General features: G+C 39.5%; 13 protein-coding genes. 7 read left to right on the top strand and 6 right to left on the bottom strand.

The genetic code is table 11. From position 1 onward, the window contains the following. Positions 1-53 precede the first annotated feature (53 nt). The 7 genes from H6614_03305 to rnr all read left to right on the top strand — a co-directional run bounded on the left by H6614_03305 (position 54) and on the right by rnr (position 12,939). Positions 54-1,754 (top strand): agmatine deiminase family protein, encoded by a 1,701-nt coding sequence (locus H6614_03305; protein ID MCB9242676.1) that lies wholly within the window; start codon positions 54-56, stop codon positions 1,752-1,754. 149 nt (positions 1,755-1,903) lie between these two features. Next, positions 1,904-2,752: a hypothetical protein gene (locus tag H6614_03300; GenBank protein ID MCB9242675.1), complete on the top strand. Its 849-nt coding sequence runs from the start codon at positions 1,904-1,906 to the stop codon at positions 2,750-2,752. After that, the gene (locus tag H6614_03295) at positions 2,745-4,601 is read left to right on the top strand and encodes a T9SS type A sorting domain-containing protein (protein ID MCB9242674.1); all 1,857 of its coding nucleotides are present in this window, start codon (positions 2,745-2,747) and stop codon (positions 4,599-4,601) included. Before H6614_03300 ends, H6614_03295 begins: the two co-directional genes overlap by 8 nt. 167 nt (positions 4,602-4,768) lie before the next feature. Beyond that, positions 4,769-5,764, top strand: coding sequence for a D-glycero-beta-D-manno-heptose-7-phosphate kinase (rfaE1, locus tag H6614_03290; GenBank protein MCB9242673.1), 996 nt, complete (start codon positions 4,769-4,771; stop codon positions 5,762-5,764). A gap of 5 nt (positions 5,765-5,769) precedes the next feature. Next, positions 5,770-6,231 (top strand): D-glycero-beta-D-manno-heptose 1-phosphate adenylyltransferase, encoded by a 462-nt coding sequence (gene rfaE2 / locus H6614_03285; GenBank protein MCB9242672.1) that lies wholly within the window; start codon positions 5,770-5,772, stop codon positions 6,229-6,231. A gap of 15 nt (positions 6,232-6,246) precedes the next feature. Further along, a complete protein-coding gene (locus H6614_03280; GenBank protein MCB9242671.1) occupies positions 6,247-10,905 on the top strand; it encodes a hypothetical protein in 4,659 nt (1,552 codons plus the stop codon). 3 nt (positions 10,906-10,908) lie between these two features. Beyond that, complete coding sequence (gene rnr, locus H6614_03275; GenBank protein MCB9242670.1) at positions 10,909-12,939, top strand: ribonuclease R; 2,031 nt, start codon at positions 10,909-10,911, stop codon at positions 12,937-12,939. Here the strand turns inward: rnr and H6614_03270 are convergent. From H6614_03270 to H6614_03245, 6 genes are read right to left on the bottom strand one after another with little or no spacing between them, the layout of a single operon-like run. Next, positions 12,936-14,264: an aminopeptidase P N-terminal domain-containing protein gene (locus tag H6614_03270; GenBank protein ID MCB9242669.1), complete on the bottom strand. Its 1,329-nt coding sequence runs from the start codon at positions 14,262-14,264 to the stop codon at positions 12,936-12,938. The two genes, rnr and H6614_03270, sit on opposite strands and share 4 nt — an antisense overlap. After that, complete coding sequence (locus tag H6614_03265) at positions 14,264-15,748, bottom strand: amidophosphoribosyltransferase (protein MCB9242668.1); 1,485 nt, start codon at positions 15,746-15,748, stop codon at positions 14,264-14,266. Before H6614_03265 ends, H6614_03270 begins: the two co-directional genes overlap by 1 nt. Before the next feature lie 57 nt (positions 15,749-15,805). Then, a complete protein-coding gene (locus H6614_03260; GenBank protein MCB9242667.1) occupies positions 15,806-16,894 on the bottom strand; it encodes a PHP domain-containing protein in 1,089 nt (362 codons plus the stop codon). A 27-nt stretch (positions 16,895-16,921) separates the two neighbouring features. Then, positions 16,922-17,365, bottom strand: a complete 444-nt coding sequence (locus H6614_03255) for a DUF2752 domain-containing protein (GenBank protein ID MCB9242666.1) — start codon at positions 17,363-17,365, stop codon at positions 16,922-16,924. Beyond that, complete coding sequence (locus H6614_03250; GenBank protein ID MCB9242665.1) at positions 17,349-17,873, bottom strand: hypothetical protein; 525 nt, start codon at positions 17,871-17,873, stop codon at positions 17,349-17,351. The genes H6614_03255 and H6614_03250 overlap by 17 nt, the downstream gene beginning before the upstream one ends. Beyond that, a complete protein-coding gene (locus H6614_03245) occupies positions 17,854-18,396 on the bottom strand; it encodes a DUF2085 domain-containing protein (protein MCB9242664.1) in 543 nt (180 codons plus the stop codon). Before H6614_03245 ends, H6614_03250 begins: the two co-directional genes overlap by 20 nt. Between the last annotated feature and the right edge of the window lie 23 nt (positions 18,397-18,419).

The raw sequence follows: 18,419 nt of genomic DNA, 5'->3' as shown, positions 1-18,419 counted from the left end.
TGCTAAAAAATCTTACACTTTTAATAATAATATCTTTATTCAGCGGAGCAGTGATGGCACAAGACCTACCGAACTACATGACTCCGCAGGAATTGGAATTTCTCAAAACATACAAGAGAACTCCCGTCCCACAAACCGATGATAACAATCCCCCTCCGGGTCCTGTAAGGACAATGGCTGAGTGGGAAGAGCTTCAAGCATTACAAATAACGTGGACACAACAAACAGCAATCCTCAGGCAGATCGTAGATTATGCACAAGAAGAATGTCTTGTTTATATTATCTGTTCGGACTCTAACGCCGTAAAAAGTTATTTGACAGCGGGCAGTGTTCCAATAGTTAATATCCGATTTTTAATCACTAGTTTTAATTCCATCTGGTGCAGGGATTACGGTCCATGGACAGTGTATTCGAATGTAATAGACACTATGAGAATAGTCGATTGGATATATAACCGACCGAGCAGACCTCAGGACGACGCAACTCCCCTGTTTATTGCAAACTATATGGGAGTTCCCATTCACAGAACATTACAAGCACCTAATGACCTGGTCAACACCGGCGGTAACTACATGGTGGACGGACACGGGACGGCGTTTGCATCTAAGCTGATCCTTACAGAGAACCAGGCAGGCAACCCGTATGGCGTTTCAGCAAAGACAGAGAACCAAATAGACGGTATAATGAACAGCTATATGGGTATCAACAGGTACATCAAGATGAACACGCTCCCCTACGACGTGATCCACCACATCGACATGCACATAAAGCTATTGGATGAGGAGACGCTTCTCGTGGGACAGTATCCTCCGGGAATAGCCGACGGTCCACAGATAGAGGCAAATCTGCAGGAAGTAATCAATAATTATCAGACTTGTTTTGGTAAGAGATATAAAGTGGTAAGAATACCAATGCCTCCGGAAGGCGGACAATATCCGAATAACGGGGGGGATTACAGGACATATACGAACTCTGTGTTTGTGAATAAGACTGTGATAGTGCCGACATATGAAGCGCAGTATGATACTACAGCACTCAGGATATACCGAGAGGCGCTACCCGGGTATAAGGTATACGGAATAAATTGTAATTCGATAATACCATCACTTGGTGCGATACACTGTATCACGAAGGAGATAGGAGTTAGCGAACCGGTGTTTATTTCGCACTCTGCGCTGAGGGACACAAACAACACGACGAATCCTTACCCGGTAAAAGCGTATATCAAAACGAAATCGGGTGTGAACAACGCGAAAGTATACTGGCGTACGGATACAACCCAGGCATACCAGCAGATCAATATGTCTGTTGCGGGCGATACATTTACGGCGAGCATCCCGGCGCAGTCGCTGGGCACGACAATTTACTATTACATCTCTGCAACATCTAACAGTGCGAGGACCGTAACGAAGCCTCTTACAGCGCCGGACGGGTACATAAAATTCCATGTGGATAACACAACGGGCATAACAGGCAATACGGGAGTGCTTCACAGCTTCGAGCTGAAACAGAACTACCCGAATCCATTTAACCCGGCGACGGAGATCAGCTTTACTCTGCCGGAGAACAACTTCGTGACACTCAAAGTATATGACATGAGCGGAAGATTGGTAAAGACGCTGGTGAATGATTTTAGAACAGCGGGAAATTATAAGGTGAGCTTCGACGGCGGAGGTATATCGAGCGGAATTTATTTCTACAAATTAGAATCAGGACAATTTACGGATGTAAAAAAGATGATATTAGTGAAATAGTTAGCAAGAGCTAAATATAAATTTTTACAATTTTAATGGGGGAAGTAAATTATGCTTCCCCTATTTATTTTTTAAAAAAGTGAAATGCCCTATTGACATTACGAATTAGCTTTTATAAATTGTAGTAGTTCTAAACTACTGCAATTCGCGTGAAAGAGGATATCATTGAAAAGCTAAAGGAACTGGGCTTCAAAGAATATGAATCGAAGGTATTCAGCGTTCTTTTAAAAGGCTCGCTAATGAGCGCTTCTGAGATAGCCAAAGAGGCAAAAATCATCAGAAACTCGATATATGATATTCTAAAATCCTTTGTAGAAAAAGGATATTGCAACGAGATCGAAACGAATTCAGTCCTACAATACCAAATCTTAGACCCGGAGATCATATTTGGAAAGCTCGAGATAGACCTGAATGACAGCCACCGAAAGAACGTCGAGCTACTAAAAGACACTCTCTCAGAAGTAAAACCGATATACAACACACGTAAGAAAGACGACAAAGAAGTAAAAATAGAGCTAGTAAGAGGATATAATAAACACCGTGTCGCAAAATACATCGATCTTTTAAAGGAAACGAAGAAAAAGCTGTACGGAATGTACAGACTCAGAGGGTTAGTTTCCGAGGAGCTAGATGAAATAGCCGGCAAAATCATCAAAAACGGCGGTGAAGTGAGATCAATATACCACATAAGCTTAGATTTTAAAGTTCAGAAGAACGGAAAATCAGAATCAGCAAAGAACGAAGACCTACTACGAATTTTACAGTCCTTTGAAAAAAACGGAGAGAAAGTCAGATTATCGGAGAAAGAAATCCCGAATATGACTATATTTGACGAGAAGAAAGTTTTCTTCAATTTAGGTGACAAATCGGTTCCCACAAACAAAAAAGCAGACCTAATCGTCAAGTATGAAGATTTCGCGGGATACATGAACGACCTGTTCGAATATTACTGGGATAACTCGATAACGACGGAAGAGTACAAAAAGAGATATGTTTAATAATAAAACCATAGCAATGAGAGCCATCCTCAAAATAACGCTAACGGTTTTGCTAACATTCGCAGTCCTGCTCCCGAAAGCACATGGACAAAGCGGATGGACAATACAAAATTCAGGCACAACAAAGAACCTAAACAAGGTGTATTTCCTAAACCATTATACAGGATATACTGTGGGCGATAGCGGAACAATATTAAAGACAACCAACGGCGGAAAGAACTGGACAATCAGTCCCTCCGGCACCGCAAAAAACCTCAGAGGAATATATTTCATTAACTACGCAAAAGGTTTCTGTGCGGGCGACAGCGGAACGTATATCTATACACTGGATTCGGGAAAGACCTGGCAGGACATGAGTTTTCATTCACAAAGTAATTTATACTCCGTGACATACACGGATGCATACAACGGTTTCATAACGGGAGACAGTTTAATAATAGCCACTTTTGATGGGGGTCAGAATTGGGAATCTATTTACCTCATAAACTCTCTCTTAGCTATTTGCTTTCCGAGTGCCGCTACTGGCTATGCTATAGATAATCAAGGGGGCATATACAAAAGCGCAGATGGCGGACACAACTGGAGAAGGTATATAATACCCTACAGTACTCTGCCAAACTCAGTTTATTTTACCGGGGTTTCGACGGGCTACATAACGGGAGCCAGCCCGCTCAATATATTAAAAACCTCCGATGGCGGTATAAATTGGACTGTTTCGCACTCGGGAGCAAGTAGTTTAAATTCGGTTATGTTTACAAGCGCAGGTAACGGCTTTGCAGTGGGAGATAACGGTACAATACTAAAGACGACAAACCAGGGAGTATTATGGTATGATCAGACTTCCCTAACAACAGAGAATTTGAATTCGGTTTTCTTTAAAGATTCACTTTACGGAACAATCGTAGGAAACAACGGCACAATACTTACAACGGTTACATCCGGAGAGATACCATCATACAGGATCCTAACTGGAACAGTCAAATATGCCGATAATGAAAATCTCGTTACAAACGGATGGGTAAGAGCGATAAGATATGATACTACAACGGGACATATAATAACGGTCGATTCATCCAGAATAAATCCCAATGGAGAGTACGCCATAAAGGTCCCAATTGGAGATTCAACGGATATAATGGCATACCAAGATGATGAAACGGCAGATTATGTACCAACATATTATCCGTCAACAATAGAATGGACGGAGTCTCTTACGATATTTCCGGTCGAGAACAGAGCAAATGTAAACATTAAGGTGTTCCGAATGGACACTTCCTCTACGCCACAGGGTTATGTATCAGGAAAGGTCTTTAAAAATATAATACGTCCGGATGATAATAAGCTACCCGGGTCAATAATATATGCAAAGATCGGAAATATTTACAAAGGATTCTCGATTTCTGATTCGGTGGGAAAATACAAGATTGATCTACCGGCAGGAAATTACAAGATATATGTAAAACGATACGGATATACAAATGACAGCACCAGCATTAATATTCAGCCACCGACACTTGAATTCAATTCGGTAAATTTTTACCTGGAAAAGCTTTCTTCCGGAGTTACAGTAACTGAAGGAACACCGGTCTATTACTACCTGGAACAAAATTATCCTAATCCTTTTAATCCCTCAACAACAATAGAATACGTTTTGGGATCAAAGACTTTTGTAAAGCTAACGATATATGATATAATGGGAAGAGAAATAGCTTTACTCGAAAGCACAGAAAAAGGCGCGGGAACATACAAAATAGATTTTAATGCAGTAAGCCTGCCCAGCGGAGTATATTTTTACAAGCTGGAAACAGAGGATTATACCTCCTCAAGACCAATGATTTTATTAAAGTGATATTTTTTCTCCTTAAATTCTTTTCTCCTATAGTTAAAAGGCAGCCGTTAGTTAAAGACTGCCTTTTTTAATTACTTCCCCTATCCTATCCAAAGCATAATTGACTGTTTAATTTAAAATAATTTCAGCAAATTACGCAAATTACATTGTTTTAAAATATTTTTTAGATGGATAGAAAATCCGTAGAAGGATTATTAAGTAATTCAAAAAATAGGAAGATATTTATCATCGGCGATGTAATGCTGGATAAATACATGATGGGTGAAGTAACAAGAGTATCGCCTGAAGCTCCTGTACAGGTATTCGACATCAAAAAAACCGAATATAAGCTGGGTGGAGCGGCAAATGTCAGTCACAACGTAAACAGCCTCGGAGCATATCCTTTCCTTATTGGTGTAATAGGCGATGATGAAGAGGCAACTATGTTTAAAGACGTAATGGGCGGGTTTGGACAAAATACGGGGGGGTTGATAGCAGAAAGCGGACGACCCACGACAGCAAAAACGAGAGTAATAGCAGATTCACACCATCTTTTGAGAATAGACAGCGAATCCAAGGAAGATATTTCGGAGGAAACCGAGAATAAAATATTAGAGAGCCTGGAATCGAATAAAGGCGATATAGACATAATAATCCTCCAGGATTATAACAAAGGTGTTTTGACGCCGAGCCTTATAAAAAAGGTTATGGATTTTGCAAATATGAATGAGATAAAGACACTTGTCGATCCAAAGTTCTTTAACTTTTTTGAATACGAGAATGCATTTTTATTTAAACCAAACCGCAAAGAATTCGAACAGGCTATTGGGAAAAAGATAAACGGTGAAGATGATCTTTTGAGATACTCAGAAGAGCTAATTGAGAAATTAAACTGTAAATATCTTGTACTGACACTCGGTGAACATGGAATGATGCTTTTCGAGAAGAGCGATGGAGAAATAGTATACACTAAAATCGATACGCGCGCGCGCAAGGTGGCGGACGTATCGGGAGCCGGCGACACGGTCATTTCAACTATAGCAGTTTGCCTGGCAGGCGGGGCATCAGTAATCGATGCCGTAACTATCTCCAATTATGCGGCAGGAATTGTTGTCGAAGAGGTGGGCATAGTTCCTATAGATAAACAAAAACTGATAGAAAGTATTCCCGAAAACAACGTTTAGAAAAATTGATAACGACACTAGAAGAGTTTCTCCCCGAAAGGAAGAAACTGAAAGATGAAAATAAGAAGCTGGTATTTACAAACGGGTGCTTTGACATACTTCACCGCGGACATGTGGAATATTTGAACCAGGCAAAGGATCTCGGAGACCTTTTAATCATCGGATTAAACTCAGATGATTCGGTAAAAAGGTTAAAGGGTCAGGACCGCCCCATAAATAATGAAAACGACAGGGCATTTTTGCTTGATAATCTTAAATCAGTAGATTACGTAATTGTATTTAATGAAGATACACCTTATAATTTAATAAAGGAAATAATCCCCGACTTCCTGGTCAAGGGTGGAGACTGGAAGGAAGAAGATATAGTGGGATATGACATTGTAAAGGAAAACGGTGGAGAAGTAAAAAGCCTGAATTATGTCAATAATTACTCGACAACAGGCTTGATCGAAAAAATAAACAGGTAATCTTAGTCTTTTTACATGACTAATGAAAACGACAATATAGACAAAGAAAAGAATTCGGAAGCCAGTATTCCCGAAAAAGTTACCCCCCCTAAAAAGAAAAAGAAAAATCTTTTTTTCAGGATAGTAAGGTATACTGTTTTTGCTATTGCCTTTCTTATTATCTCGGTGGCAATCCTTTCGCAAACAACATTCTTCAAAACCTGGATACTGGAAATTGCTCTCGACAAAGTAAACGGCTCACTTGTCAAGGAGGGTAATAATATATTCGCAGAATCGTTAGAGGGTAATATCATTACGGGTATTAAGCTCAATAAAGCGGGTATAAAAGTGCAGAAAGATACACTGGTTAAGTTTGATCATCTCGAGGTAAAGTACAATATATTTAAGCTATTCAATAAAGAGATTTACGTAAATAATCTAATCCTTGAAAATCCCCAGATAAATTTCACACATGTTTGGGATCCGGAGTATGAAGACGGAAAGGCGTGGAACTTCACACAGATATTCAAATCGACCCCAGATACAGTAATCGATACTACCGTTTCCAATTTTGACTGGGGAATAACGGTTGAGAATTTCGAACTTCATAATGCAATGTTCCGTGTAGTCGACAGCTCTGCAATTCCAATCCGGGAGATCTCAATGCAGAAGCTGGATTCATTCAATTTTGGATACCTGGACGTGACTGATCTAAATATAAAATTATCAGGTAAATATTTCCCCGGTTATAGGGAAGCACATATACAGCAATTCACGTTTAATACTAATTCGGACTTTGACATGAAGGAATTTAGCATGGACGCGGTGCTAAATGACAAGACAGGATCAAGGATCGAGAACTTCTCCCTGGTAACAAATAGAAGTGATATAAAGATAAGTGAACTAATAGTAAGTGAGTTCAGCCCGCTCAACGGATTCGATTATGAGGAATTTGGTGAAAAGAACGTAAAGATGAAATTCCTTGCCGACAAATTCGATTTCGACGATCTGACATTCTTCCTCCCCTCCATTGATTTTCTTGACAGTAAAGTTTATCTCGACCTGGAAGTAGATGACAAGTACAAGAATCTCAAGATAGACAAACTACTTTTGAGGACGAATAACTCGGTATATAATTTTGCGGGACGTATAGAGAACCTTCAGAAGCCGGAAGATATGAAGTTTAATTTAGTAGGACGCGACATGACGGTGGATGGAAGTGATACGCGTGAGATATTGCCAGGGCTTCCTATCCCGGATTATAGTTATTTAGGAAAAGTGCAGATCCCTTACGTTACGTATATAGGCAACCTGGCTGAATTCGAGACGGATTTTGACGTGCGTAGTACAGCCGGGAATGCAAATGGGAAGGTATTTCTCAACTACGGTGATCGACAGCATTACAGGGGAAACGTCAGGGTAGAAAATGTGAATATTGGTAAGATAGTAAAAGATAACACTCTCGAAAGTAACATCACAGGTGAAGTTATAGCCGACGGACGGGGCTTTGACTACAGAACGATGAATACAAGAGTAAATTACGATATTAGAAACACATCGTTTTTGAAGCAGAATATATCTACATCGGTCGGACAGGTAAATTTGAACGGCGGTAACGTGGAGCTGGATGTGACGTATGTCTCCAACGCGGTGAACGCTAAAGTGAAGGGCACTGCAAACATCAACAACTTCGAAAATATGACCTATAATCTGCAGGGAACGAGCAGTAATCTGGACGTGTCGGGCTTTACGCATGATAACGCTGATAAGAGCAACTTGAACTTCACCTTTGATGTGCAAGGTACGGGGTTGGATCCGGAGAACATCACGGGAAAGTTCAATTTCGATATAAGGAGCTCGCGGTATGCGGATTTCATTATTCCGGAGACGCCGCTGGATGCAGCGATACAAAAGAGCGGTAATACACGTGACGTAGACGTGAAATCAAATATTCTGGATTTCCATGCGACGGGGGTATTTGGTTTAACATCGCTGGGAACAGTGATAGGCGAAAATTTAGAACAGGTAATAACGGAGTATACGGAAAGGCTCCAGGCCAGGGTGAAGGAGATAGATACAGTAGAAACATCTCCCCTATCTGAACCAGATCTAAACGTCAGTAAAAGCTTCGCTACACCATCGGGAGCCGGCAATGAAATAGACATGAAGTATTCGTTAGATATTAAAAATATAACGCCGCTAAACATTTACCTGGATTCAGCACTGTATATAAAGGGGAAGATAAACGGCACTGTTAAGAACAGCAACAACTTGTTTACTTTAACCGCAAATGCGGACATCAGTGATTTCGCATATGGTGATTCAACATTGATGTTTAGTAATTCAGATATAGAGATAACTCTTAATAATGATATCACCCAACCGGGGTTAAACGGCTATTCCTCAAATCTAAAATTCGTTTCCGACTCGTTAATCATAGCGGGATTAAAGTATGATTCGCTTAATATGTATTTTGATACGGACAATGAAATACATAATTATAAGATTTATGCTCTCCGGGATACTAATTTCATTGTATATTCGGACGGATACTTAAATATACTACCGGGTGAAATAGCTCTAGTAAGCGATTCAACTACTTTTAAATATGACGCATTTAACCTACAAAATAGGGATACGATAAATGTGAGTTATCTAATGGGTGAAGAAGACATGTTTATAGACTTTAGGTCTTTCACAATGGCAAAAGGTAATCAGCGTGCCTCTGTTAAAGGAATATATTCTTTTGCGGGAAACAGTCATCTGCAAATAAACGGTGACAATATCCAAATAACTTCAATCGAGTTGTTCAGAAATCCGGAAACGCGTGAAAAAGAAGAAATTACAGGCGGTATCCGTAGAGCAAAAATCACTCTGGACACGGGCAAGATAGTAGCCGAAGTAAACTCTGATCCGCTCTATATTACCGGCAATCCTGTGGGCAGGTTCGACGCTGAAATTAAATACCAGGACCTTATAATAACTCCGGATATCTCTTTTTATAATGCCAGCAACAAAGGAAACCTTCAGATCTATGGAACTTATCCGATACCTCTTCCGCCGGTAGATACGGTAATAAACGGTGATACGATCAATCTATTAGACACACTCGATAAACGAACTGTTGACCTTACAGTCGATGCAAATAATTTCCAGCTCGATTTTCTGAGCAGGTATATACCTACTCTATCGAGGGTTTCGGGAGGACTCGACGGGGAGGTCAAGGTTACAGGAAATGTAAGTGAACCAAACCTCGCCGGATCACTAAAAATAATCGATGGCCGATTTATCTTTGATATGACAAAAATGTATTATGGATTGGACGCGAGCTTCACCGCAAATAACGCAAACCTGGACATAAGCGGATTCAAGCTATACGTCCCCTCCGATCCGAGCAAATTCATTTCAGGCTCTGGGACTCTCGATCTTACAGGACTGAGACTTAACGACATAAATATGACACTCGACGGGACAATTCAGGCTCTCGATAAAAATAACGGTCCCACAGATTTTGGAATTTATGGCGATCTGACTGTTGGGAGCGGTACTCCAAAGCTACAAGTAACCGGAAGCCAGGATAGGATATTAATAACAGGACAGCTTCTCCTAGTCGATGGTAATGTAATAATGAATCCCTTAAGAGCAAAAACAACATATAATCTTTATGAAGACGAAGGGTTTGAGTATACAGTAAGAATAGATTCATCGACAATAGATAAGTCAATGATAAACCAGATACGGGAGTACGTAGAAGGGATAAATGCCCGGAATACATCTAATGTTAATCCATTTCAGAAATATTTTCTACCCGTCGATTCATCAGCAGCAAAGGATACATCAAGACCAAGTGTACTCGCGTACAATCTCACAATCAAAAACCAAAAGGATATTTATCTGAGATTCATTGTTAATGAACAAACAAAACAGGAGTTCTTTGGTAACGTAGATGTCGATCTAAAGGTCAACAACTTTAGCAATAACAATATTACTGCCTTCGGAAATGTGGTTTTGGGCAATAATGCGTATTACCAATTCTATAGGAGATTTAATGCGGAAGGTAACATTAAATTTTCAGGTCCAATAACAGAACCCGGACTGGATCTAACAGCAGAGTTTACTACGGTTTCATCTTCCTCTACAGAGACAAATGATTATAGGGTAGTACTAAAAGTAACCGGAACCGCAAAAGAACCAAAGCTGGATTTCCAAGTATATGAGAATGGTATTTCAGTTGGAGGAGCTGATCCAACAAGCGCAGCAATTTCTGTAATCCTATTCGGTAAAACAAATCCTGGTAATGACGTGCTGGGTTCAGTAGGGAGCAATATAGGTTCGCTTTTAGTTTCAGATTACTTATCAAGTGCGATACAGGATATACTACCTTTTATAGTAAATACAAACGTAAGCTATAGCGATTCCCAAGGCGGTAGTGTGGTACAAAATACTGACCTTAGCTTTACAGCACAGTTTGGTGATGCAACAGTTAGATTCGGCGGACAGGTATTCCAAGATATTAGTAATTCTAACGTAGTAATAGAGTATCCTTTAAACAAACTTCTTGGACTGAACCTGCCGAGCAACCTGATATTACAAGTCGAGAGAGTTGCGGATCCGTCCTCGACATCATCAAGTTCTGAATTCAGCAACAAGGAAATAAGAACCGGAGCATTAATTTACTACAGAATTAAATTCTAGCATATCACAACAAAATCCAAAATACTAAGCTATCTAAAAAAGCATAAGCAAAAGTCATTTAAGTTTAATACTCTGCTAAATAAACTCCAGATCGATTATTCAGACAAAGGTAAAGCAAGAAAGGATCTCAACGCCTTACTTTCCGAAAACAAAATAGAGCGCAAGGGCAAATTTTTTTCTTATAGGAACGGAAATGAACATGAGAGCAAACAAAAAACGAAATACAAAGATAAGCAGGTCAAAAGGCAGGAAAAGAGAAGCAGAGAACATAAAAAAGATAAAAGAGAAGTTTCAAATGATGGAAAACGTCCTATCTTAAAATTTGTAACCGGCAGGTTTGAAGGGGATAAATGGATGGGAATAGTGGTGCCCGATTCTAAGATCGTGAGGCGTGATATTTATATCTCCGAAGAAAACATCAACGGCGCGAAATTCGGTGATAAAGTATTATGCAAACTGATAAATTTTGAGGATCAGGCTGACGAAAGGGCTGATCTGTACGGAAAGATAGAAGATGTTATCGGAACCGCCGGAGAGCTTACAACCGAGATAAAATCTGTACTGGCAAAGTATAACCTCGTGGAAGATTTTCCAAAGGAGGTTATCGATGAAACCAATAAAATTAAAGTTTCCTCAAATCCCGGTAAAAGACTCGATCTCAGGAAGAAGAATTGCATAACTATAGATCCAAAAGATGCAAAGGATTTTGACGATTCCGTTTCAATCGAAAAGTTAAAGAACGGTCACTATTTATTGGGCATCCATATAGCCGATGTATCACATTATGTAAAAGAAAACACCCAGCTGGATAAGGAAGCTTTACAGCGAGGTACGAGTGTTTACCTTGCCGACAGGGTGATACCCATGTTACCGGAAATTCTCTCTAACAATATATGTTCACTAAGACCGGGTGAGGACAGGCTGACATTTTCTGTAATGATAGAAATAACGATCACGGGTATCGTCAAAAGTTTTGAGATCAAAAAATCCATAATAAACAGCAAGAGAAGATTCACATACCAGGAAGCTCAGGAAATAATAAAAAGTAAAAAAGGTGATTTTAGTGAGGAAATACTTTTATTGTATAAACTCTCAATAAACCTCACCAAGAAGCGTATGACAGAAGGAAGCCTCGACTTTGAAAGCAAAGAGGTGAAATTCGAATTCACAAAAACAGGAAAGATAAAGAATATAATAATAAAAGAGAGACTCGACTCGATGCGCTTGATAGAGGAATGTATGCTGTTGGCTAATAAATGTGTGACACAGTATGTTTCAAAAAGGCAAAAAGAAGAAAGGAAACATCTGCCATTTATATACAGGGTACATGACCTCCCCGACAAGGAGAAACTCAAGCAATTATCCGAATTTATAAAACAATTCGGATATAAGGTTAAACTAACGGGACCTGTACCGGATAAAAATTCTCTTAAAAAACTTCTTGAGGAGATCAAAGGAAAACCGGAAGAATACATAATAAATGACCTTCTCATACGAGCGATGGCAAAAGCTATATATACCGACCAAAATATAGGGCATTATGGTCTGGGATTTGAAGATTATACACACTTCACCTCCCCTATCCGGCGTTACCCGGACCTCATGGTACACAGGATTCTATACACCTATCTCCAAAATGAAAATCTTCAATCAAACATAAATAAATACAAGAAAGAGCTTCCGGGGATCTGCAAGCATTCATCTATTCAAGAGCAGAATGCAGTGAATGCTGAAAGGGAGGTTATTAAAATAAGGCAGATCGAATATATAAATGAGCATCTTCAAAAGAAATACGAAGGAATTATTTCTGGAATCGTTGAGCGAGGAATATTCGTAGAGATAAATGATCTATTGATCGAGGGAATGGTAAGGTTTAAGGATATAAAAGACGATTATTACATGTTCGATCCGAAAAATCACTGCGCGACCGGAAGAAACACCAGAAGAGTATTGAGAGCCGGCAATAAGGTCAAAGTAAAGGTTTTGCGGACAAATATGGAAACGAAAAAGATCGACTTTGAACTGCTAAATTAAGAATTCATTATTTTTTCAATTTCATCAGCATCTTTAGCAATCCCCCCTGTAAGCACTTTATTTCCTCCGGCAGTAATTAGAACGTCATCCTCAATCCTGATACCAATACCCGTGTATTTTTTGTCAAATCCTTCCGTACCGGGAGGAAAATACAAACCGGGTTCGATAGTCGTGACATTACCTACTTTAAACGTATCATAATCGAGATTTCCAATACTGCTAAAGGGAACAGCATCATGAGTATCCAGTCCAAGGTCATGCCCTATTCCATGATAACAGAAATTTTTAATGTTATCCGCATCTTTGATAACTTTATGCTTTACAAGCTCTTCAGCCATTACTTTTTTGACATGTTTATCGAGGCTGCTGTATTTTTTACCTGCTTTACTCATTTTAATGCCCGCTTCATTTCCTTTTAATACTATATCATAGATAATTCTTTGCTCTTTTGTAAATCTTCCATCTGCAGGAAACGTTCTAGTGATATCAGCACAATAATGTTCATGCTGGGCACCCGTGTCAATCAAAACCAGGCTTCCGTTTTTGATCTTTTCCCTATTTGTAATGTAGTGGAGCGTAGATGCATTATGACCGGATGCTACAATTGTATCGAAGGCTATTTCACTCGAGCCATTATCCATGTATGCAGATTCAAGAATAGCCTGAACTTGATATTCATACATACCTGGTTTGAGCTGTTTCAGGACATTATTCAAACCTATGGCAGTTATGTCTGCCGCTTTTTGCATTAGACCAATTTCATAAGGAAGCTTAACACTTCGCATTACACCAATGATGTTATTTATGTCGCAAACCTGCGTCCATGAAGTGACTACTCGAAGAGCATTTATTAAGGGAGTAACAATTTCCCTAAATTCACCTGCCGTATCATACAGCTCGGCAATATTAATAAATATTGTATTGAATTTCCCTATCTTTGACTTCATCAGCTCATCAAAAGCTGAATTATCCATTCCCATTTCTATACCCAAGTCCGTCTTTACGGCGGCAGAGCCAAGCCTTTTCCCGTCCCATTTTTCCATGAACGGATTCCGTTTCTGCACAAAAAGTATTTCACGCACAGTTTTGCTATTGCCGTCTTTGGTTTTGATCTTCATTCCTCCGGGCGCAAGTACGAGTATGGCATTGGGTTCATCAAATCCTGTCAGATAGTAAAAATTGTTATTCTGCTTGAACTTGTAGCTGGCATCGTAGGATTTATTACGCATTGAGTTAGACAGGATAAGCGCAACGGAGTTCTTGCCCAGCTTTTTCATTAATTGAGCGCGGCGAGACTTATGAAATGCTTTTTGAGCTTTATTCATTAATCGTCAAAGGTTTCTTTAAAAAGGGAAAACTCTTCGATAGGTATAGGATAGTCACCTGTAAAACAAGCGGTGCAGTACCCAGTCTTTTTATGGTTATAAGGCACTGATTCGAGCAATTTTTCGGTCGATAGGTAAGCAAGTTCATCTACACCGAGTTCTCTTCTAATAGCATCGATATCGCCGTGATGCTCATTGGCGATGAGCTCATCTTTTGACGGGAAGTCCATACCGTAGTAGCACGGTGAGATAATAGGCGGTGACGAGATCTTTAAATGTATCTCCCGTGGTTTGGCTTTTTTGATAAGATCTACCAGAAGTTTTGAAGTAGTTCCCCGGACAATGGAATCATCAACAACAACGAGCTTTCTGTCCTCGAGGACGCCTCTCACAATATTGAACTTAGTTTTAACCTTCATTTCTCTTTTGTCCTGTCCGGGCTGAATGAATGTTCTACCGACGTAGTGATTCCTAATCAAGCCGATCTCGATCTTTACATCATTGTTGGTTTTCTGTGATTCATCGAAGTAGCCGAGCGTAGCAGTATTGGATGAGTCGGGGACATTAATAATAGCTACTCTTTTTTCTTCGTTGTTTGTGTCATCATCCTTATGAGGAGCGGGGTGCTCCTCTGCCAGACTTTTACCAATATTCCTTCGGACTTTGTCAACTTTTTCGCCGAAAACGATGCTGTCGGGGCGTGAGAAATATATGTATTCAAATATACAATGTCTGTACTTGTCCACATTGCCGAAGTAAATAGATTTTTCCTGACCGGAATCTACTACTTCTTTGTCAATAATTATCATTTCGCCCGGCTCAACGTCTCTAATATACTCTGCTTCAATTATATCGAACGCGGTAGTCTCTGAGGCAAAGACATAACTGTCACCTAACCTGCCAAAGCTTAGCGGTCTAACCCCGTGCGGGTCACGCAGAGCAAAAAGTTTTTTATCAGTAAGAATGCAAATCGAGTAAGCGCCGGTAATATGCGAAAAGGCGTCGAATATCCTGTCCTCTATAGTTTCTTCAAAACTTTTTGCAATAAGATGCAGAATGACCTCGGTGTCAGTAGTGGTCTGGAATATCGTGCCTTCGTTTATAAGCCTGTTGCGTAAAGTCTTTGTATTGGTCAGATTTCCATTATGCGAGAGAGCAAGGTTACCATATTTATAATTTACTTTAAAGGGCTGGATATTTGTTTTACTATCAGACGCTCCGGTAGTGGAATACCTATTGTGACCTATCGCAGCTGTTCCCCGCAGATCCCTGGTTAATACCTTTGAATCCCTGAACACTCTCGTTACCAAACCGAGACCTTTTTTCATATTAAAAACATGCTTGTCCTTTTCGGGGATATATTCGGCAGTAACAATACCGCTGGCTTCCTGCCCCCTGTGCTGGAGCGCATGCAAACCATAATATGTCATTATAGCCGCTTCCGGGTGATTGAAAATGCCAAACACTCCACAGTTTGAGTGTATAGACTTGCTCTCCAGGAGCTTATATTCCTCTTTTATATCCTTTACAATTTTCAAGGTTTATACCGCCTTCACTTTAATATGGTTTGAAAATATCCAGGCTTTCCCGTTTACCCACACTTCAAGCCTGTAATTCCCTTCCTCGTCAGAATCCCAAATCGAATTAAAATCCGTCAATTCATCTACAACCTTACCATTTTTAATAAACTTTATTTTTGCCTTCTGCGGAACGTAAGTTTTGAATGTGATCTTCTTCCCGCCCTTCTTATCAAACAAGATCTCATCACCCATATTATAAATCTTTCCGTCATACTCAGCAATAAATCTGAATCCCTTTGCATCGCCGTGATAATAGTTGGCGATGAAACTTCTTCCTTCTCTGAGAGCGTCCAGAATAGCAGTTTTACTTTCCACCATGCTTTCGTTATCACCTCTTTTTAGCTCCTGATCAACAAAAACATGTGTACGAATAGACTTAAACAATATCTTATATGGAAATATCTCAAATTCGAATCCCATGACATTTTGTTTAAAAGCATGGGCATCAATACTTCCTATAGCCACCACTTTACGTTCCATGTTTTTTTCATCCCAAAGCTTAACAGCAGTTTCTTCCGGAGCAACGATGGATTTAAGAGGGTGAAGAAAGCGATTAAATTTGTTTTCATCCGTTAAGCCTTCCGTCCATTCGCTCATATGGTTCCATATCTCAATACCGTCATACTCGTCACAATCCCAATCCGTCCAGGGGTAAGGCGGATGGCTGGGAAATTTTTCCCTTTTTTCAAAAGGATGAGCAATAAATCCAAATCCCCCGGCTTCCTTAACATCGCGAACATATTCCGACGCTGTTTTAACACTGCCTGTATCGCCATCAGGTAATTTTTCAAAAGAGCCTTTAACTGTATCAGTGCCTAACGCTACATAATGATTCCTGTTCTTTCTGTCATTTACCTCATATCCAACTATGAGCAATGTATTATTATGCCACTTTTCATAACCCTCTTCCTTAGCTTTCATTGTATTGTGATCTGTAAGGATTATGAAATCAAGATCCACTTCGTTAGCGGCATTCACAATCTCCTCAACTGTTCCAGAACCGTCTGAGAAACGGGAGTGCATATGAATAGAACCAGAATACTCAAACATTAATACTATATTACCTTATAATTATTTTTATGAATGGTGCCCCCAGATAATATTAACAGTCCAGACTACAATAAATAAAACAAAAATACCCCACCCAAAAGTTCTGGGTTTTGTTATTTTAAATTTGTAGTTAAAGAGGCTTAGAATAAAAATAGCAGTTATAAATATAAAAGATAACGGATAAAAAATGACCGAAAACGGATTATAATAGATACCGCCAAGAAAGTTAAAATGCGAGATCTCAGCAAATCCTCTCGACATACCACACAGAGGGCAAGGTATTCCAAAGACTTTTTGAATCGTACATGTATTTGGTATCCGATGAAATATATTATTTCCATCAATAAGGTTTATTGCTGCTTCGATCGGAGTAATCTTAACGGCAACTAGTCCAACTAAAATAACACTTAAAACAATCAGCCTGATCTTCCAGGCGTCTGCCTTATTTGTTTTCTCAACCGATAACATCATTGTTTAAAGGCTGTTGTTTCTTTTTAAATATTGTTACGGCTAGCAACCCTCCAAGTGAACCGAACAAGGGATAAAGAACCAGATAAAGCACCAATGAAAAAATCGTCATAGTTGGTGAAAATCCATATTTATTTGTTTCATCGCTGAAATGGTCGATAACCTTATAAAACTCCGGACTAAGCGGGAATCCCAATTTTTCTAGATCATTAGCCATTTCGGTAAACATATTCCCCGAAGAAAACAACTGATAGAGTAAGATAACACCAGTATATATAATAGCAGTTATAATCCCGGCAAGGATCCCAATCATCACACCATCTTTGTAATTGATGACCATGCCAACTCTCGAAAGGTCCTTGTAATAAATATATGTACCGACAAAGGCTCCTAATATTATCCCCGCACAGCATGCTGCATTAATAAGACTAACAATTGGGGTAATGGAAACAAATGTCATCAAGCCGGCGGCTATCAGTACAGGTTTTAATTTATTGGGGCTGGTGTTCATTCCTGGCTTTGTTTTTCATATTAAATTTCACAAAAGAATATATCTCGTGAAAAAAATTAATAAATCCCGGGACGAGATAAAAAACGAGAACAAATCCCAGTATAACTCCGGTTATCGATCTAGTTAAATGCGTATTTTTAAGGATACCAAAAATGTCAAGCATTGCGTCGGCAAACATAAGGGCGGCGGCTCCGAGAAGGAACCAAACCGACGGCAAGGTAACATCTGATACTTTTTTAACAAATGGGTATATGACTATTCCCAAAAGAAAAGAAAAGTACAACGAAGAACACCTCGAACAAACCGCAAGCTTATTACCAAAAATGAAAAAAGATCTTGCATCGTCCTGATGACAAACGGGAGAATAGAACCAATAAACAAACCCAGAAATATTACGATACGCACCACCCATTTGTGCAAATAATGGAGCAAGAACTATCATCAGACACCAAATTAGCGTCGATATTAAAATAACAAGATATACAGAGCTTGAAAATTCAATGCTTATACGGTTCGTATCCATTCATTGTAAAAGTGCTTTAAGTT

It is taken from the genome of Ignavibacteriales bacterium, assembly GCA_020635255.1.
GTDB lineage: Bacteria > Bacteroidota > Ignavibacteria > Tepidaquicellales > Tepidaquicellaceae > JAEYVS01.
The sequence above is the reverse complement of the archived record's forward strand: the minus strand, read 5'-3'. Positions and strand labels throughout refer to the sequence as shown.